The following is a 17,392-nucleotide window of genomic DNA, read 5'->3' on the forward strand; positions in this document are numbered from 1 at the left end:
CCCCGGCCGGGCGGGTGCGCCGCCGGTGGTCAGATCAGGCGCCGCCGGGGGACGGTGAGGTGGTAGCCGGAGTCGAGCAGTTCGGGCAGGTAGCGCCGCAGGGCGCGGACGCTCTGCGAGCGGTCGCCCCCGGCGTCGTGCGAGAGCACCACGACGCCGGGGGCCGCGCCCTCCTCGACCCGGTCGACGATGGTGCCGGTGCCCGGTGTCGTCCAGTCGAGGGTGTCCACGGTCCAGGCGAGCGGCTCCATGCCGAGTTCGGAGCCGAGCTGGAAGGTGTCGCGGTTCCAGGCTCCGTACGGGGCCCGGAACCAGCGGGGCGCCTCGCCGTAGGCCTTCTCGACGACCTCGCTCGTGCGCTCCATCTCGGAGCGGATGCGCCGCCGGGAGAGTTTCGTCAGCAGCGGGTGGGACCAGGTGTGGTTGCCCACCACGTGGCCCTCGTCCGCCATCCGCGTCAGCAGGTCCCGGTTGTAGTCCGCCATCTCCCCGCACACGAAGAACGTCGCGTGCACCTCGTACTTCGCGAGGGTGTCCAGGATCTCGGGGGTGTACTCGGGGTGGGGACCGTCGTCGAAGGTGAGCAGCATGGTGCGGCCCCGGCCCGTCATCCGCAGGATCGGCTCGCTGCGCACCGGGGGCCGCCGGGGCGCGGCGCGCGGGGCCCCGTATCCGGTCAGGGGCTGGAGGCGGTACGCGGAGGGCTTGAGCGGGCTGCGCTGCGGGGGGCCGGGAGCGGGTACGGGGGCGGGCGGACGGGAGGGCCCGTTTCCCAGGCCCAGGGCGAGTGCGCCGCCGGCGCCGGCCGCGCCCAGGGCCGCGACGCCGGTGAGCAGGGTGCGGCGGGTGAGCAACTGATCCTTCTCCATGACTCATCAGTCGCCCGGCCAGGGTGCGCCGCACCTGAGCAACACCGGTGCGGCGGCACGGAACCACCCGCCCGGCTCAAGATCACCACGGACTCCGATAGCCTCGCCGCGTGACGGAACAGCACTCCCATCAGTTCGAACGCGGCACGGACGGACCCAAGGTCATCGTCGTCGGTGTGGACGGCTCCGACTCCTCGCTGCGGGCCGCCGCCTACGCCGGTGGGCTGGCCAGGCGGCAGGGTGCCCTGCTCGCGGTGGTGTACGTGCAGCCGGTGCTGGCGGGGGGTGCGGCGCTCGGGGCGTCGGTGGCGGAGACGACCGACGAGATCGCCGAGGAGCTGGTGGCCCAGATCCGGGAGGCGACCGAGCGGGTGAAGGGGATATTCGACATCCGCTGGGAGTTCCACACGTTCCGCGGCGACCCGTACAGCGGCCTGGTGCAGACGGCCGACGAGCTGAAGGCGGACGCGGTGGTGGTGGGCGCCTCCGAGCAGGCCGGTCACCGGTTCGTCGGCTCGGTGGCGGTGCGGCTGGTGAAGTCCGGACGCTGGCCGGTGACGGTGGTGCCGTAGCGCGCGTCGGGTCCGTGGCACCGCGCACACCCGTCGGTGCGGTGGACGCGTCCCGGGTCCTTCGTGCGTCGTGACTTCCGTCACGGTCGTGTGTGCGTCATCATGATCCACCGTCAGCCGTTTGCCGTTCACGAAGAGGTGAGGCGCATGGCCCGGTTCCGCATGGGTGAGGGTGTTCTCCGCCGCAAACCCATCGAGCACATCGAAGAGACGGAGAGCGGCGGCGGCCTGGTGCGGTCGCTGGGGCTGTGGCAGCTGACCGCGATCGGCGTCGGCGGCATCATCGGGGCCGGCATCTTCACGCTGGCCGGCACGGTCGCCAACGGCACGGCCGGTCCGGCGGTCCTGATCTCGTTCCTCATCGCCGGTGTCGCGAGTGCGGCGGCGGCCCTGTCCTACGCCGAGTTCGCGGGGCTGATCCCGAAGGCGGGCTCCGCCTACACCTACGGCTACGCGGTCCTGGGCGAGCTGGTGGGCTGGTTCATCGGGTGGGACCTGCTCCTGGAGTACACGGCGATCGTGGCGGTGGTCGCGATCGGCATCTCGGGCTACTTCAGCTTCCTGGTCGGCGAGATGGGCGCCGACCTGCCGAACTGGATGCTCGGGGCGCCCGGCACCGGCGACGGGCACAAGGTCGACCTGTTCGCGGCCGTGCTGTGCCTGCTGATCGCGTACCTGCTGACGCTTGGCATCAGGAACGCGGCCCGCTTCGAGATGGTCGTGGTGGTGCTGAAGGTGCTGGTGGTGCTGCTGGTGATCGGGGTCGGCGTCTTCCACATCAACAGCTCGAACTACCACCCGTTCTTCCCGTTCGGGGTCGGCGGGGCGTTCACCGGCGCGGCGACGGTGTTCTTCGCGGTCTTCGGCTACGACGCCATGTCGACGGCGGCCGAGGAGTCCAAGGACGCCCAGCGGCACATGCCGAAGGCGATCATCTACTCGCTGATCATCTCGATGGTGCTGTACGTGGCGGCCTGTCTGGTGCTGACCGGCATGCAGAACTACAAGGAGATCGACCCGGAGAGCGGCTTCTCGACGGCGTTCAAGTCGGTGGGGCTCAGCTCGCTGGCCGACATCATCGCGGTGGGTGCCATCATCGGCATCCTCACGGTGATGTTCACGTTCATGCTGGGCGTGACCCGCGTGTGGTTCTCGATGTCGCGCGACGGGCTGCTGCCCAAGTGGTTCGCCAAGACGCACCCGACGCGGCACGTGCCGACGCGGGTCACCTGGATCGTCGGGGTCGCGTCGGCCGTGATCGCCGGGTTCCTGCCGATCGGCGAGGCGGCGGAGCTGACCAACATCGGCATCCTGCTGGCGTTCGTGGTGGTGTGCGCGGCGGTGATCGTGCTGCGCTACCGGCAGCCGGACCTGCCGCGCACCTTCCGTACCCCGTGGATGCCGTTCGTGCCGGCGCTGGGCATCGTCTTCTCGATCTGGCTGATCACGTTCCTGCAGTGGCAGACCTGGCTGCGGTTCGCCGTGTGGTTCCTGGTCGGCCTGGTGATCTACTTCGCCTACTCGTACCGGAAGTCCGAGCTGGCACGACGTTAGCCGCTCCCCCGCCCGCCCGTCACCGGCTACTCGCCCATCACCAGCCCGTCCTCGGCGGCGCCCCGGCTGAGCACCACGTCGCGGATGCGGTCGCGCACGCCCCGCAGCTCGGCGCCCTTCTCGAGCGCCCGGTTGAGGTTCACCACCCGGCCGGCGTCGACGTCGAACAGCTGCGGGACGAACTCGGCCCTGGTGACCTTCCAGCGCTCGCCGGCCCGGTCGGGCGGGGCGAAGGTGAAGCGGCCGATGGTCGACTGGTTGCCGCGCGGGTCGCGGACACCCTCTCCGTTGACCATCTCGCCCGCGATCTGGTCCCCCATGCCATAGATCACCCAGGTGCCGTTGACCTTCTCGTAGGCCTGCGGGACATGGGCGTGGGTGCCGAGGATCAGGTCGATGTCGGGGCGGTCGCCGGTGCGCGCGGCGGTCAGGCTCCGGGCCAGCGCCAACTGGTCCTGGTCCGGCGCGTCCTGCCATTCGGTGCCCCAGTGCAGCGAAACGACGACGACGTCGGCGCCGGCCTTCCGGGCCGCCCGCGCGTCCTCGACGATGCGCGCCTCGTCGATCAGGCCGACCGCCCAGGGCTGTCCGCCGGGAAGGGGGTGGCCGTTGGTGTGGAGGGTGTAGGCGAGGTGGGCGACCTGGGCCCGGCCCGCGCGCAGGACCGTCGCCGTGTCCGCCTCGCCCTCGGTGCGTGCCGTACCGGCGTGCCGTACGCCCGCCCGGTCGAGGGCGTCCAGTGTGCGGCGGATGCCCTCCGCGCCGTCGTCGACGCTGTGGTTGGAGGCGGTGGAGCAGCCGTCGTAGCCGGTGGCGGCCAGTGCCTTCGCCACCTCGGGCGGGGACTTGAAGAGGGGGTAGCCGCTGTAGTCGCCGTTCGCGCCGTAGACGGTCTCCATGTGGCACAGGGCGAGGTCGGCGCGCGAGACGACGGGCCGCGCGCCGGCGAGCATGGGGCGGAAGTCGTAGCCGGTGCCGCCGGCGTCGAAGCGGGCCCGCTCGGTGATCGAGTCGTGCGGGAGCACGTCACCGGAGGCGACCAGGGTGAAGGCGCCCTCGACGGCGGCGGGCGGGGCGGGGGCGGGCGGTTTCGGCGGTTCGTGGTCGCGGGCCTGGCAGGCCGCGCCCGCGGTGAGGAGGGCGGTCAGGGCCAGGGCCACCTGCCGACTGCGTGTGATCATCCGTTCACTCCGCTGGGTCGCACACACCGATGAAAAGTCACATTTACTTACAAACAGGAAAAGAGTGACGACCTGTCACGGGCGGCTCCGACACGCCCATTAGCCCGTCCGGCGGGCGCGAACGGGGGCGCGGGGCCCACTCGGGGACCTCACCGGCCGCGCACCGACCGTTCGTCGAACCGTTCGTCGACGCGATCGACCGTCCGCCGCACACCTGTGCGTGCGCCCTGTCCCCGCCCGGGGCCCTGCGGTGCGATACGGCCATGACGGCCGGAATCACCCTCACGGACACAGCGAACGGGACGACCGCCGAGCACGAGCTCGCCGCGCTGCAGCGCGAGCACGGCCGGCCGCTCTTCGCGCTGCTGCTGCGGCTCAGCGACGGCGACCGGCAACGCGCCGAGGACCTCGTGCAGGAGACCCTGGTCCGCGCCTGGCAGCATCCCGAGGCCCTGCGCGCCGACGACTTCGACTCCGTACGGCCCTGGCTGCTCACCGTGGCGCGGCGGCTCGCGATCGACGCGCGCCGCGCCCGCCAGGCGCGTCCGCCGGAGGTCGGCGACGCCGTGCTGGAGAACGCGCGGGTCTGCGCGGACCACGCCGAACGGGCCGCCGCGGCCCTCGATGTGCGCGAGGCTGTGAAGACACTCACTCCGGAGCACCGTGAAGTCCTGGTGCTGGTGTATTTCCAGGGGGCGAGTGTGGCGGAAGCCGCGACGGCCCTCGGCATCCCACCCGGTACCGTGAAGTCCCGCGCGTACTACGCGCTGCGCGCCATGCGCAGGGTGCTCCCGGGGTACGCCGCCGACCTGCGGTGAAACCGGCCCTTTGGTCAAGCCTCCGTAAAGCGCCTTGCCCGGGGCCCCGGTTGAGCAGTCGGCTGTCCTCATCCGTGTTCCGGACGGGGGTCCACGACCCGGTCGGGCGACGCGCACGCACCGGAGGAAGGCAGGAAGGGATGCTGCACAGAGGTCAAGAGAGCACGGACGGCACCGGCGGGGGCGAACTGAGCGTCCCCATGGCGTGGTTGTACGCCGAGTACATCGCCGACGAGCTGCTGCGGACCGGCGACCTGATGCCGCCGACGTCCTTCGAGTTCCGCGCCGGACGCGACGCGCTGGCACTCACCGTCTTCCTGTCCGACACGGACGACGAACTGAGCGGCATCCGCGTCGTCACCCACCTGGAGACCTGGCTCTCCCTGACGGCGTACGACCAGCCGTGGCACGAGTGGGTGCACGGACGGCTGGCCGAGGTCACGGCCGACGCGGTGGCCGCCGGACGCCACTCGCCGGATCTGGAGCTGGCCCGGGCGGCCTGGCGCTGGCTCCAGGAGACCGAACTGCTCGCCCCGGACCTGAACGCGGTCCCCGGCGGTGCGGCGGTGACCGGGGAGGACGAGGGACCGAAGGTGTGGACGCCGGCCTGGCAGCTCGGGCTGCCGCTCGGGCACCTCGCCATCCACCTGTTCTAGCCGTCCTGCCGGACGCCGCGGCGGGCTCGCGGCCGGCTCGCGGACTTTCCCCGGGGACGGACCAATCCGCGCCCCGGACCGCTCCGAACACCTTGGTTGCGATTCGATCGCGGCTTGAGTGATTCGGCTGTCGGGTGCGTACGGGTGGGAGCAAGGAGTAACCCCACCCGCACCCAACGGTACGAGGATTCGGCATGAGGTCCCTGGAAGGGCATGGTGACGTCGGCGCCTACGCGCTGGGCGTGCTGGACGAGGCGGAAGCGTTCCGCTTCGAGGACCACCTCATGGAATGCCCCAGGTGCACGGCCCAGGTGACCGAGTTCGGTCCTGCCACCCGTCAGTTGATGCTGTACCGGCAGGCGACACCCCGACTGGTCCACCCCCTGGCCAGTCCGGCACCGCGCCTGCTCGACCGGCTGCTGTCCGAGGTGGCCACGCGCCACCGGGCGGGCCGCAGGCGGGTGCTGTACGCCGTGGCCGCCGCCGTCGTGTGCGCCGTGGCCGGGCCCGGCGCCGTGCTGTACGCGAGCCAGGACGACCCGGCGGCGCCGCTCACCGCGACCGACGCCCGCTCCGGGGTGTGGGCACGGATCACGGCCGAGGACGAGGCCTGGGGCACCGGCGTGCGCCTCGAGGTCAAGGACGGGGCCGGCCCCCGCTCGTGCCGGCTCGTGGCCGTCGGCCGCGACGGGTCCGAGCAGACGATCACCAGCTGGATGGTCCCGGGGCAGGAGGACCGGCCGCACACCGTGCGCGGCGGGGCCGCCCTGCATCCCGACCAGATCGACCGCTACGAGGTGCGGACGGCGGACGGCGACCACCTGGTGACCCTGCCGGCCGGATGACCGCCGCCCCGGGGGACCACCCTCACCGCGGCGCCGCCGTCACTTCAGCAGCCGGGACATCCTGCGGTCCGCCAGCGGTTTGCCGCCGGTCTGACAGGTCGGGCAGTACTGGAGCGAGGAGTCGCTGAAGGAGACCTCGCGGACGGTGTCGCCGCACACCGGGCAGGGCTCCCCGGCCCGGCCGTGGACCCGCAGTCCGCTCTTCTTCTCGGCCTTCAGGCGTCCGGCGGCGACGCCCCGCGAGCGTTCCACCGCCTCGGTGAGTGTGCCGCGCAGGGCCGCGTACAGCCGGGCGGTCTCCTCGTCGGTCAGCGAGGCGGCCAGCTTGAACGGGGACATCTTCGCGGCGTGCAGGATCTCGTCGCTGTACGCGTTGCCCACGCCCGCGATCAGGCTCTGGTCGCGCAGGGCGCCCTTGAGCTGCCGCCGCTCCCCGTCGAGGAGGGCGGCGAAGCGCGCCTCGTCGAAGTCGTCGGCGAGCGGGTCGGGGCCGAGCCGGGCCACGCCCGGCACCTGCTGCGGGTCGGCCACGACGTACACCGCGAGCCGCTTCTGGGTGCCCGCCTCCGTCAGGTCGAAGCCCGCGCCGGTCTCCAGGGCGGCCCGCAGGGCCAGCGGGCCCTTGCCGGGCTTCGGCATGCCGCTGGGGAGGCTGTCCTTCCAGTGCAGCCAGCCGGCCCGGGCCAGGTGGGTCACCAGGTGCGGGCCGCCCGCGGTCTCGACGTCGAGGAACTTGCCGTGGCGGTGCACGCCCGCCACCCGGTGGCCCTCCAGCGCCGTGAGCGGGGGGTCGTACGTCTTGAGGACGCTGATCGCCACGGGCAGGACCCGGACGATCTCGCGGCCGGTGAGGTGCTCGGTCAGGAAGTCGCGGAGCGCCTCGACCTCGGGCAGTTCTGGCATACGTCCAGGGTGCCACCGGCCGCCGACAGTGCCAGCGGGGTCAGCCCGCGCCGTGCGCCACCACGAACTCCGCCCAGACGACCTTGCCGCCGCCGCGTGCCTCCACGCCCCACGCGTCGGCGAGCGTGTCGACCAGGAGCAGCCCGCGCCCGGAGACCCCGTCGTCCCCGGCCTCGCGGCGGCGCGGCAGGGCGCTGGAGGAGTCCTCGACCTCGACCCGCAGCCGCCGGTCGGTCCCGGTGAGCAGTCGCAGGGTGACGATCGCGGAGCCCTCGGTGTGCATGAGGGCGTTGGTCATCAGCTCGTCGGCGACCAGTTCGATCTCGTCGCTCTGGCCCCTGGCCCCCCAGGAGCGGACGGCGGCGCGGACCATGTGCCGGGCCTCGGTGAGGCCCTCCGGGTCGCCCGGTGGGACGTGCTGCTGGACCCGGCCGAAGGTCTTGGGGGCGCCGAGGCCGTGGCGGCGCAGCACGAGCAGCGCGACGTCGTCGTCGCCGCGGCGCTCGTCGGCCACGTCGATGAGCCGGTCGGCGAGGTCCCGCACGTCCTGGGGCCCGGAGCTGATCAGCGCCGTGAGGACCGCCATGCCCTCGTCGAGGTCGGCGCCGGGCTGCTCGACCAGGCCGTCGGTGCACAGCACCAGGGTGTTGCCCGGGTCCAGCTCCAGCGTGGCGACCGGGTAGGCGAGGCGCCCGAACTCGGCGGACAGGCCGAGCGGCAGTCCGCCCTCGACGCGGACGAGGCGGCAGGTGCCGTCGCCGAAGCGCAGCAGCGGGTCGATGTGTCCGGCGCGCACCACCTGGACCACTCCGGTGCCCAGGTCGGCCTCGGCGTACAGGCAGGTCGCGAAGCGGTCGGTGTCCAGCTCGTGCAGGAAGACGGAGGCCCGCGCCATGACGGTGGCCGGCGGGTGGCCCTCGGCGGCGTAGGCGCGCAGCACGATGCGCAGCTGGCCCATGACGGCGGCGGCGTGCGTGTCGTGGCCCTGGACGTCGCCGATGACGGCGCCGACGCGGCCGCCGGGCAGCGGGATCAGGTCGTACCAGTCGCCGCCGATGTCCCGGCCGAGGGTGCCCCCGATGGAGGCCGCGCGGTAGCGGACGGCGACGTCGCAGCCGGGCACGCTGGGGATGGTGCGCGGCAGCATGGCCTGCTGGAGGCCCTCGGCGAGGTCCATCTCCTGCTCGTAGAGCATGGCCCGCTGGAGGCTCTGCGCGATGCCGCTGCCGAGGGCGACCAGGACGTTGCGGTCCTCCGCCGAGAAGCCCTGCCGGTCGCTGTAGAGCAGCCCGATGGCGCCGATCGGCCGGGCCTGGGCGATCAGGGGCAGGTAGGCGGCCGCGGTGATGTTCAGATGGGTGATGCCCTCCCACAGCCCGGGGTAGCGCTCCGCGAACTCCTCCGGCGACTCGATGAAGCGGGGGCTGAGGGTCCGCACGGCCTCGCTCATCGGGTAGGGCTCGTCGATCCCGGTGACGCGGGTGCCGGGGATGAAGCTGTTCTCGGGGCCGTCGGCGACCAGCCGGATGCGGCCGGCCTCGACCAGGCCCATCACCAGGCTGGTGGCGCCCAGCCGGGTGAGGCCGTGGGTGTCGCGCAGCACGTCGATGACGTCGTCCACGGTGCGGGCGTGCGCGAGGGCGGCCGTGGCGAGCTGGACGACGTTGGTGAGCCGCCGGCGGGCCTCGTCCAGCGCGGCCTGCTCGCGGTTGGCCGCGATGTCGGCCATCTCCTGGGTGGCGTCGCGGACGATGCCGATGATGCGGCGGGGGCGGCCGGTCTCGTCGCGGCGGATGTAGCCCTGGGTGTGGGTCCAGCGCAGGGTGCCGTCGCGGCGGCGCAGCCGGAAGTAGGTGCCGTAGTTCTCGCTGCCGTCCTTCATGGCCCGGGCGACGATCGTGTCCATGCGCCGGCTCTCCGCCGTGGGCACGCGCAGCGACAGCGACTCGGGGCGCCCGTCGTACTCCTCCGGGCGCAGGTCGAACACCTCGTGGGCCTGGGCGTCCATGTGGAACAGTCCTGCGTCCAGGTCCCAGTCGAAGCTGCCCATGCGGTTGAGCGCCAGGATCGGGTCCGGATGGGCGGGCCAGTCGTCCGGGAGTGACGGGGCGCTCGCTCCCCGATCAGACATGGACCCCACCTTGCCAGGATTTGCCGGAATCTTCGAGTCCTGGTCCGCCGGACAGCGCAGGAGGAGATCCGGGTCGCCGGGGCGGGTACACGGAGCGCGTACGAGAGGAGCCCGGCCGTGGAGTGGTTCACCGCACCCGACTACTGGCCGGCCCGGCTGGTCTTCCAGCGGGCCCTGGCCGTCGTGTACCTGGTCGCCTTCCTGACGGCCGCGCTCCAGTTCCGGGCGCTGCTCGGCGAGCGCGGGCTGACGCCGGTGCCCCGCTTCGTCGAGCGGGTGCCGTTCCGGCGGGCGCCGAGCCTGTTCCAGTGGCGCTACTCGGACCGGCTCTTCGCGGGCTGCGCCTGGGCGGGCTGCGCGGTGTCGGCGGCGCTGGCGGCGGGCGCCGACTCACTGCTGCCGCTGTGGGGCGCGATGCTGCTGTGGCTGGTGCCGTGGGTCCTGTACCTCTCGATCGTCAACGTCGGACAGACCTGGTACTCGTTCGGCTGGGAGTCGCTGCTGCTGGAGACGGGCTTCGTCGCGGTGTTCCTCGGCAACGAGGAGGTGGCGCCGCCGGTCGTGGTCCTGTTCCTGCTGCGCTGGCTGCTGTTCCGGGTGGAGTTCGGGGCGGGGCTGATCAAGATGCGCGGCGACGAGTGCTGGCGGAAGCTGACCTGCCTGGACCACCACCACGAGACCCAGCCGATGCCGGGCCCGCTGAGCTGGTTCTTCCATCACCTCCCCCGGCCGCTGCACCGGGTCGAGGTCGCCGCGAACCACGTCACCCAGTTGGTCGTGCCGTTCCTGCTGTTCGTCCCGCACCCGGTGTCGACGGCCGCCGCGGCGCTGATGATCGCGACCCAGCTGTGGCTGGTGCTGTCGGGCAACTTCTCCTGGCTCAACTGGATCACCATCGTGCTGGCCCTGTCGGTGGTCCGCTTCCCGGGCGACCACCCGTCCACGGCCGCGGCGCCGCTCTGGTACGAGGTGGTGGTCCTGGCGGTGGCGGTGCTGCTGGTGTTCCTGAGCCATCGGCCGGTGCGCAACATGATCTCCCGCCGCCAGGTGATGAACCGCTCCTTCGACTCGCTCCACCTGGTCAACACCTACGGCGCCTTCGGCTCGGTCAGCCGGGTCCGGTACGAGATCGTGGTCGAGGGCACGGCCGACGAGGTGGCCCGGAAGGACGGGGACTGGCGGGAGTACGAGTTCAAGGGCAAACCCGGTGATCCGCGCCGCTGGCCGCGCCAGTTCGCGCCGTACCATCTGCGCCTGGACTGGCTGATGTGGTTCGCGGCGCTGTCGCCCTCCTACGCCGGGTCGTGGTTCGGCACCTTCGTGGAACGGCTGCTGGAGAACGACCGCGCCACGCTGCGGCTGCTGCGCCGCTCCCCGTTCCCGCCGGACGCGCCGCCGCGCTTCGTGCGCGCCCGGCTCTTCCGGTACCGGTACACGACCTGGCGGGAGCTGCGGGAGACGGGCGCGTGCTGGGAGCGGACGTATGTACGGGAGTACCTGCCGCCGACCCGGCTCACCTCTTCCGGGTGAGCCGGGCCGGCCGGGGGCTACGCGCGCTTCAGCCGCAGGGTCATCAGCTGGAACGGACGCAGCCGTACGGTGATCCGGTCGCCGTCCGTCCGGGGCGCCTCCGCGTCCGCCAGGGGGCGCTCCAGCAGGTCGGTCACCTGGACGTCGCGGGCCGCGAACCCGGTGGTGAGCGTGGCGCGGGCCCGGCCGCCGTGGGCCTCGTGGAAGCGGACCACGACGTCGCCGCTGCCGTCGTCGGCGAGCTTGACGGCGGTGACGACGACCGCGTCCCGGTCCACCGTGACGAGCGGCGCGACCTCCCCGGCGCCGCCGGTGACGCGCCGCTCGGGCACGTTGATCCGCCAGCCCTCGCGCACGGCGTCGCCGATGCCCGCGCCCGGCACCAGCGCGTGCCGGAACCGGTGCACGCCCTGGTCGGTCTCGGGGTCGGGGAAGCGCGGGGCGCGCAGCAGGGAGACCCGCACGGTGGTGGTCGTACCGGAGTCGCCGTCGGTGCGGACGGTGCGGGTGACGTCGTGGCCGTACGTCGAGTCGTTGACGACGGCGACGCCCCAGCCGGGTTCCTCCAGGTGGACGAAGCGGTGGTTGCAGGCCTCGAACTTGGCCGCCTCCCAGCTGGTGTTGGTGTGGGTGGGCCGGTGGAAGTGCCCGAACTGGGTCTCCGACGCGTACCGTTCGGCGTGCACGTCGAGCGGGAAGGCGAGCTTGAGGAACTTCTCCGTCTCGTGCCAGTCGACCTCGGTGTCCACCTCCAGCCTCCGCTCCCCCGGCACCAGGGTCAGCACCTGGGTGACGCGGGAAGAGCCGAAGGAGCGGACGACGCGCACCGAGATGCCGTCGTCGCCGGGGGCGACCTCGTCGGCGTCGGTGAGGTCGGTGACGGTGTGGCGGTAGAAGGCGTCGACGTCCCAGGCGTCCCACATGTTCGGGAAGTCGGGGTGGAGCTGGAGCAGGTTGCCCGCGCCGCCCGGCGCGATGGTCTCGCGGTCGGCGGCGAGGTCGTACGCGGAGACGACCAGGCCGCGGTCGTCGATCTCGACGCGCAGCAGGCCGTTGTCGAGGATGTGGCCGCCGCCGGGACGGGCGGCCGAGCCGGTCCGGCCCTCCGTGGCGGGGGACGCGGCGGCGCCCGCCGGGACCCCGGCCCGTGCGTGCGGCGCGGAGTTGAAGACCAGCGGAGTGTCGCCCTCGCCGGCCAGGGCGCGCTGGGCGGCGTCGATGATGCCGTTCAGCTCCTCGGCGACGCGGTCGTAGGTGGCGCGGGCCTCGCGGTGCACCCAGGCGATGGAGGAGCCGGGCAGGATGTCGTGGAACTGGTGCAGCAGCACCGTCTTCCAGATGCGGTCCAGGTCGTCGTACGGGTAGGGGAAGCCGGCGCGCACGGCGGCCGTGGCCGCCCACAGCTCGGCCTCGCGCAGGAGGTGTTCGCTGCGGCGGTTGCCCTGCTTGGTCTTGGCCTGGCTGGTGAGGGTGGCGCGGTGCAGTTCCAGGTACAGCTCGCCGACCCAGACGGGCGGCTCGGGGTTCTCGGCCTCGGCCTTCTCGAAGAAGGCGTGCGGGGTCTCCCACTCGACGGTGGCCGAGCCTTCGAGGTCGCGCAGCCGGGCCGCCTTGGCGATCATCTCGCGGGTGGTGCCGCCGCCTCCGTCGCCCCAGCCGGTGGGGGCGAGGGAGTGCCGGGCGACGCCCTTGTCCTTGAAGTTCTTCGCCGCGTGGGCGATCTCGCTGCCCTTCATGGAGCAGTTGTAGGTGTCGACGGGCGGGAAGTGGGTGAAGATCCGGGTGCCGTCGATGCCCTCCCAGCGGAAGGTGTGGTGCGGGAACTTGTTCGTCTGCGACCAGGAGATCTTCTGCGTCAGCAGGTACTTGGCGCCGGCCGCCTTGATGATCTGGGGCAGTCCGGCCGCGAAGCCGAAGGTGTCCGGCAGCCACGCCTCGTCGTTCTCGACGCCGAACTCGTCGAGGAAGAAGCGCTTGCCGTGCACGAACTGGCGGGCCATCGCCTCCGAACCGGGCATGTTGGTGTCCGACTCCACCCACATGCCGCCGGTCGGCACGAACCGCCCGTCGGCCACCGCCTTCTTGACCCGCGCCCACACCTCGGGCCGGTGGTCGCGCACCCACGCCCACTGCTGGGCCTGGGACATGGCGAAGACGAAGTCCGGCTCGTCCTCCAGGAGGGCGGTCATGTTGGAGGTGGTCCGGGCCACCTTGCGCACGGTCTCGCGCAGCGGCCACAGCCACGCCGAGTCGATGTGCGCGTGGCCGACGGCGCTGACGCGGTGCGCGGAGGGCACGGCGGGGGCCGACAGCACCTCGGTGAGGCGCGAGCGCGCCGCTTCCGCGGTCCCGCCCACGTCCTGGAGGTCGATGGCGTCCAACGCCTTGTCGACCGCGCGCAGGATCTCCCAGCGGCGCGGCGAGTCCACCGGCAGCTCGGCCATCAGCTCGCCGAGCACCTCCAGGTCGAGCACCAGGTTCCACACCGTCTCGTCGAGGACGGCGAGGTCCATGCGGGCGAGGGTGTACTGCGGTTCGCTGCCCGCGGTGTCCTTGTCGCCGAGCTGCGTGGGCACGAAGGGGTGGTAGTCGAGGATCACGGGGTTGGAGGCCGCCTCGACGTGCAGGCGCACCTCCTCGCCGCCCTCGACGGGGGCGCCGATCCGCACCCACTGGTTGCGCGGGTTGAGGCCCTTCACGGGGGTGCCGTCGGGGCGGTAGACCAGGCCCTCGCACTGGAAGCCGGGCATGTTCTCGTCGAAGCCGAGGTCGAGGATCGCCTCGACGGTCTTCCCGGCCCACTCCTTCGGCACGGTGCCGGTGACGCGGAACCAGCTGGTGCCCCAGGGCGCGCCCCAGCGGGCGCCGGCCTGGATGGGCTCGGGTTCGGCCGCGAGTCCTTCCTCCACCGGGACGGGCTCGCCGGGCGCGTTCCAGACCGCGACGTCCAGTGGCACGGACTCGGGGTAGAGGGCGGGGCGGACGCGCTCGTCGAGGACGCGCTTGAGGCGGGCTTCGACCAGGTTGCGGTCGTCATGCATGCGGGTGCTCCGGGGTTGGGGGGCGGGTGGTTACCAGGGGTGGATCACGATGACGGGGCCGACGTCAGGTACTGCTCCCCCGCCGGGCACGGTCCGAACCGTGCGGACCGGGGGCGGCCAGTACGTCGTCGGGGGCGACGACCTCGGTGATGCCGCGCGCGGCGAGGTGTGCGGTGTCGGCGACGCGCGTGTCGAGCACGGTGGTGGGGCGGGCGCCGTCGGCGACCAGCCGGAAGAAGGCGTCGAAGACGGCACCGCCGGGGGCGCAGGCCGAGCGCGCGGCGGGATCGGCCGGAACGGCGAGCGCCGTGGTGCGCGGAGCGGGCGCGGGGCGGGCCCCGTCCCGCGCCGCACGGGCCGCGCTCGCCAGCACCCGTGCCGCGTCCTTGGGGCGGCGGTCGTTGGTCAGCAGCCCGAGCCCGTACTCCAGTTCCGGGAAGTCGGCCAGCGACCGGGACACGTCGTGGGAGCACCACCAGGTGACACCCCACAGGCCGGGACAGTCCAGGGCGTTCTCGACGGTCGCCTCGGTGAAGGCCGCGGCGTGCTCGGCGGGGACGAGGGGCGCGGGGGCGCCGACCTCCTGGAGCCACACCGGACGGTGCGGGTCGTCGGCCCAGGCCTTGCTCAGCTCGACCAGGTAGGCGGCGTGGTGCTCGCTGGGCACCGAGGTGCGGCCGTGGCGCTGGGCGGTGCCGTTGAAGACCCAGGAGTGAACGGCCGTGACGGCACCCCGCCGGGCGGCCTGGGCCGGGGTGAAGGGCTGGTCGTCCTGGTACCAGGTGGCGTCGTACTCGGCGTGCAGGTGCATCCTGCCCGGGGCGCCCTCCTCGCAGGCGGCCAGCATCCGCTCCAGCCAGGCGTCGATCTGGGCGCTGGTGGCGCGGTCCGGGTCGGGGTGGGGGCCGGCGGAGAACTGGTTGACCTCGTTGCCGAGGGTCATGCCGAGGAAGTTGGACCGGCCGGCCAGGGCTGCGGCGAGGGTGCGCAGGTAGGCGGCCTGGCCGTCGATGACGTCGGGGTCGGTGAACAGGTTGCGGCGGTGCCAGGTGCGGGTCCAGGCCGGCACGAAGTCGAAGCTGCTCAGGTGGCCCTGGAGGCCGTCCACGTTGACGTCGAGGCCGCGTTCGCCGGCCGCGTCGGCCAGCGCCACCAGGTGTTCGACCGCGCGCTCGCGGATCAGGCTCCGGTTGGGCTGGAAGTAGGGCCACAGCGGGAAGACGCGGACGTGGTCCACGTCCAGTGCGGCGATGGAGTCCAGGTCGGCGCGTACGGAGTCGAGGTCGAAGTCGAGCCAGTGGTGGAACCACCCCTCGCTCGGGGTGTAGTTGACGCCGAAGCGCACGGCAGAAGGCATGCGGTGTCCTTGTTACGGGGGGAGAAGTACGGAGGGCCTTTGACAGCGGGACGGCTGGGACGGCGGCGGCCGGTCAGCCCTTGACGGCGCCCTCGCCCACGCCGCGGAAGAAGTACCGCTGGAGACAGGCGAAAAGGATGATGAGCGGCGCCACGGCGATGATCGTGCCGGCGGCGACGAGGCGTTCGTCGTTGGCGAAGGTGCCGTGCAGGTAGTTCAGGCCGATGGTCAGGGTGAACCTGGACGGGTCGCTCAGCACGATCAGGGGCCACAGGAAGTCGTCCCAGGCGCCCATGAAGGCGAAGATCGCGACGACGGCGAGGGTGCCCTTCACCGCGGGCAGCGCGATCCGGCAGAACCGTTGCCAGACGTTGGCGCCGTCGACGAAGGCCGCCTCCTCGATCTCGTAGGGGAGGTTGAGGAAGGCGTTGCGCATGAGGAGCACGTTGAGGGCGCTGACACAGCCGGGCAGCAGGACGCCGACGAGGGTGTTGTTGAGGCCCAGCTCCCGCATGGTGGTGAACTGGGCGATGATGATGCCCTCCACGGGCACGAGCATGGTCAGGATGAACACCAGGGTGGCGACGCGCCGGCCGCGGTAGCGCAGCCGGGCCAGGGCGTACCCGGCGAGGGCGGCGCCGACGCAGTTGGTGACGACGTTGGCGGCGGCGACCTTCAGCGAGTTCAGGGCGTAGTCCCACACGGGGATGGTGTCGGCGACCCGCTCGTAGTTGTGCAGGGTGGGGTCGGAGGGCAGGAACTTCGGCGGGGAGCTGAAGATGTCCTCGGTGGGGCCCTTGAGCGAGGTCGACAGCTGCCAGAGGAACGGGCCGATGGTCAGGGCGAGGACGCCGAGCAGGAGCAGGTAGCGCAGGGCCAGTTCCCACACGCGGATGCGGCGGCCGTGCTCGTCGGTGATGCGGGGTTCGCGCTGCCGCTTCCGCTCACGGCCGGTGGCCCGGGGCTTCTCGGCGGGCCGGGTCTTCTCGGCGAGGCTCACGACTCCTCCTTCCGGTCGGCCCGCAGGACGAGCAGCATCAGGACGACGGTGACGACGAAGACGACGACGGAGATGGCGGAGGCGTAGCCGACGCGGCCGGTGAGGCCGGTGCCGGTGCGCTGGACCAGCATCACGAGGGTGGTGTCCTCGCCGGCCGGGCCGCCGTTGGGGCCCGCCATCAGGTACACCTCGGAGAAGACCTTGAAGGCGGCGACCGAGGAGAGCGCGGCGACCAGGACCATGGTGGAGCGGACGGCGGGCACCGTGACGGTGAGGAAGCGGCGGACCGCGCCCGCGCCGTCCACGGCGGCGGCCTCGTGCAGCTCACGCGGCACATTGGCGAGCGCCGCCAGATAAATGATCATGTAGTAGCCGAGGCCCTTCCAGACCGTGACGCCCATCGCGCTGAGCAGGATCAGCCACTGGTCGCTGAGGAAGCCGACCGGACTGGCACCGAGCGTCTCCAGCAGGGAGTTGACCAGGCCGCGCTCGTCGAGGAGCCAGACCCAGATCAGCCCGACGACGACGATCGAGGCGACGACCGGGGTGTAGAAGGCCGAACGGAAGAAGGTGATGCCGGGGATGTTCTTCTGCACCAGCAGCGCGAGCAGCAGCGGCAGCAGGACCAGCGCGGGGACGACCCCCAGGACGTACAGGGAACTGTTGCGCAGGCCGATCCAGAACATGTCGTCGTGGAGCAGTTCGCGGAAGTTGGCGAGGCCCACGAACTCGCCCGGGACCAGTGTGCGGCGGTCGGTGAAGGCGTTGACGAGTGTAGAGACGAACGGGTACAGGATGAACGCGCCGGCGATCAGCAGGCCGGGCGCGGCGAACAGCCAGGGGCTGGCGGGCAGTTGCCGTCGTACGCGCCGGGGGCCGGGGCCCTTGCGGGCGCCCGGGGTGCCGGTGGTGAGGGTGGGACTCGCCATGACGTC

14 protein-coding genes are annotated in these 17,392 nt (G+C 72.3%); 6 read left to right on the forward strand and 8 right to left on the reverse strand.

From position 1 onward, the window contains the following. Nucleotides 1-29 precede the first annotated feature (29 nt). On the reverse strand, nucleotides 30-869 hold the full coding sequence (locus tag Sco07f_RS22700) for a polysaccharide deacetylase family protein (protein ID WP_054101316.1): 840 nt from the start codon (nucleotides 867-869) through the stop codon (nucleotides 30-32). A 110-nt stretch (nucleotides 870-979) separates the two neighbouring features. Between Sco07f_RS22700 and Sco07f_RS22705 the strand changes: the two genes are divergently transcribed. Further along, the gene (locus tag Sco07f_RS22705; protein WP_007389268.1) at nucleotides 980-1,441 is read left to right on the forward strand and encodes a universal stress protein; all 462 of its coding nucleotides are present in this window, start codon (nucleotides 980-982) and stop codon (nucleotides 1,439-1,441) included. A 147-nt stretch (nucleotides 1,442-1,588) separates the two neighbouring features. Next, a complete protein-coding gene (locus Sco07f_RS22710) occupies nucleotides 1,589-2,995 on the forward strand; it encodes an amino acid permease (protein ID WP_007389267.1) in 1,407 nt (468 codons plus the stop codon). A gap of 26 nt (nucleotides 2,996-3,021) precedes the next feature. Here the strand turns inward: Sco07f_RS22710 and Sco07f_RS22715 are convergent, their stop codons facing one another. Continuing rightward, nucleotides 3,022-4,176, reverse strand: a complete 1,155-nt coding sequence (locus tag Sco07f_RS22715) for a CapA family protein (protein ID WP_108989006.1) — start codon at nucleotides 4,174-4,176, stop codon at nucleotides 3,022-3,024. A gap of 263 nt (nucleotides 4,177-4,439) precedes the next feature. Between Sco07f_RS22715 and Sco07f_RS22720 the strand changes: the two genes are divergently transcribed. From Sco07f_RS22720 to Sco07f_RS22730, 3 genes are all read left to right on the forward strand, one after another. Then, a complete protein-coding gene (locus Sco07f_RS22720; RefSeq protein WP_007389266.1) occupies nucleotides 4,440-4,994 on the forward strand; it encodes a sigma-70 family RNA polymerase sigma factor in 555 nt (184 codons plus the stop codon). A gap of 140 nt (nucleotides 4,995-5,134) precedes the next feature. After that, entirely contained in the window at nucleotides 5,135-5,650 is a 516-nt protein-coding gene (locus Sco07f_RS22725; protein ID WP_007389265.1) for a hypothetical protein, read from the forward strand. Between the two features lie 194 nt (nucleotides 5,651-5,844). Continuing rightward, nucleotides 5,845-6,495, forward strand: a complete 651-nt coding sequence (locus Sco07f_RS22730; RefSeq protein WP_054101318.1) for an anti-sigma factor family protein — start codon at nucleotides 5,845-5,847, stop codon at nucleotides 6,493-6,495. Nucleotides 6,496-6,534: 39 nt separating this feature from the next. Here Sco07f_RS22730 and Sco07f_RS22735 read toward each other — a convergent pair whose 3' ends face one another. Continuing rightward, complete coding sequence (locus Sco07f_RS22735; RefSeq protein WP_007389274.1) at nucleotides 6,535-7,398, reverse strand: Fpg/Nei family DNA glycosylase; 864 nt, start codon at nucleotides 7,396-7,398, stop codon at nucleotides 6,535-6,537. Nucleotides 7,399-7,438: 40 nt separating this feature from the next. Continuing rightward, nucleotides 7,439-9,529 (reverse strand): SpoIIE family protein phosphatase, encoded by a 2,091-nt coding sequence (locus Sco07f_RS22740; RefSeq protein WP_108989007.1) that lies wholly within the window; start codon nucleotides 9,527-9,529, stop codon nucleotides 7,439-7,441. A gap of 117 nt (nucleotides 9,530-9,646) precedes the next feature. On the opposite strand from Sco07f_RS22740, the gene Sco07f_RS22745 reads away from it, so the two are divergent. After that, a complete protein-coding gene (locus Sco07f_RS22745) occupies nucleotides 9,647-11,059 on the forward strand; it encodes a lipase maturation factor family protein (protein WP_108989008.1) in 1,413 nt (470 codons plus the stop codon). A gap of 17 nt (nucleotides 11,060-11,076) precedes the next feature. On the opposite strand, the gene Sco07f_RS22750 is transcribed toward Sco07f_RS22745, so the two are convergent. The 4 genes from Sco07f_RS22750 to Sco07f_RS22765 all read right to left on the reverse strand — a co-directional run bounded on the left by Sco07f_RS22750 (nucleotide 11,077) and on the right by Sco07f_RS22765 (nucleotide 17,386). Then, entirely contained in the window at nucleotides 11,077-14,100 is a 3,024-nt protein-coding gene (locus Sco07f_RS22750) for an alpha-mannosidase (protein ID WP_108989009.1), read from the reverse strand. Nucleotides 14,101-14,164: 64 nt separating this feature from the next. Beyond that, on the reverse strand, nucleotides 14,165-15,457 hold the full coding sequence (locus Sco07f_RS22755; protein ID WP_108989010.1) for a glycoside hydrolase 5 family protein: 1,293 nt from the start codon (nucleotides 15,455-15,457) through the stop codon (nucleotides 14,165-14,167). A gap of 73 nt (nucleotides 15,458-15,530) precedes the next feature. Then, complete coding sequence (locus Sco07f_RS22760; protein ID WP_007389247.1) at nucleotides 15,531-16,457, reverse strand: carbohydrate ABC transporter permease; 927 nt, start codon at nucleotides 16,455-16,457, stop codon at nucleotides 15,531-15,533. Beyond that, nucleotides 16,454-17,386, reverse strand: coding sequence for a carbohydrate ABC transporter permease (locus Sco07f_RS22765; protein WP_108989011.1), 933 nt, complete (start codon nucleotides 17,384-17,386; stop codon nucleotides 16,454-16,456). The genes Sco07f_RS22760 and Sco07f_RS22765 overlap by 4 nt, the downstream gene beginning before the upstream one ends. Nucleotides 17,387-17,392: the final 6 nt, after the last annotated feature.

Source organism: Streptomyces coelicoflavus, assembly GCF_003112555.1.
Lineage (GTDB): Bacteria > Actinomycetota > Actinomycetes > Streptomycetales > Streptomycetaceae > Streptomyces > Streptomyces coelicoflavus.

Coding starts and splice junctions, on each gene's coding strand:
- Sco07f_RS22700 (WP_054101316.1), bottom strand. CDS start 869: ATGGAGAAGGATCAGTTGCTCACCCGCCGCACCCTGCTCACCGGCGTC.
- Sco07f_RS22710 (WP_007389267.1), top strand. CDS start 1,589: ATGGCCCGGTTCCGCATGGGTGAGGGTGTTCTCCGCCGCAAACCCATC.
- Sco07f_RS22715 (WP_108989006.1), bottom strand. CDS start 4,176: ATGATCACACGCAGTCGGCAGGTGGCCCTGGCCCTGACCGCCCTCCTC.
- Sco07f_RS22720 (WP_007389266.1), top strand. CDS start 4,440: ATGACGGCCGGAATCACCCTCACGGACACAGCGAACGGGACGACCGCC.
- Sco07f_RS22725 (WP_007389265.1), top strand. CDS start 5,135: ATGCTGCACAGAGGTCAAGAGAGCACGGACGGCACCGGCGGGGGCGAA.
- Sco07f_RS22730 (WP_054101318.1), top strand. CDS start 5,845: ATGAGGTCCCTGGAAGGGCATGGTGACGTCGGCGCCTACGCGCTGGGC.
- Sco07f_RS22735 (WP_007389274.1), bottom strand. CDS start 7,398: ATGCCAGAACTGCCCGAGGTCGAGGCGCTCCGCGACTTCCTGACCGAG.
- Sco07f_RS22740 (WP_108989007.1), bottom strand. CDS start 9,529: ATGTCTGATCGGGGAGCGAGCGCCCCGTCACTCCCGGACGACTGGCCC.
- Sco07f_RS22750 (WP_108989009.1), bottom strand. CDS start 14,100: ATGCATGACGACCGCAACCTGGTCGAAGCCCGCCTCAAGCGCGTCCTC.
- Sco07f_RS22755 (WP_108989010.1), bottom strand. CDS start 15,457: ATGCCTTCTGCCGTGCGCTTCGGCGTCAACTACACCCCGAGCGAGGGG.
- Sco07f_RS22765 (WP_108989011.1), bottom strand. CDS start 17,386: ATGGCGAGTCCCACCCTCACCACCGGCACCCCGGGCGCCCGCAAGGGC.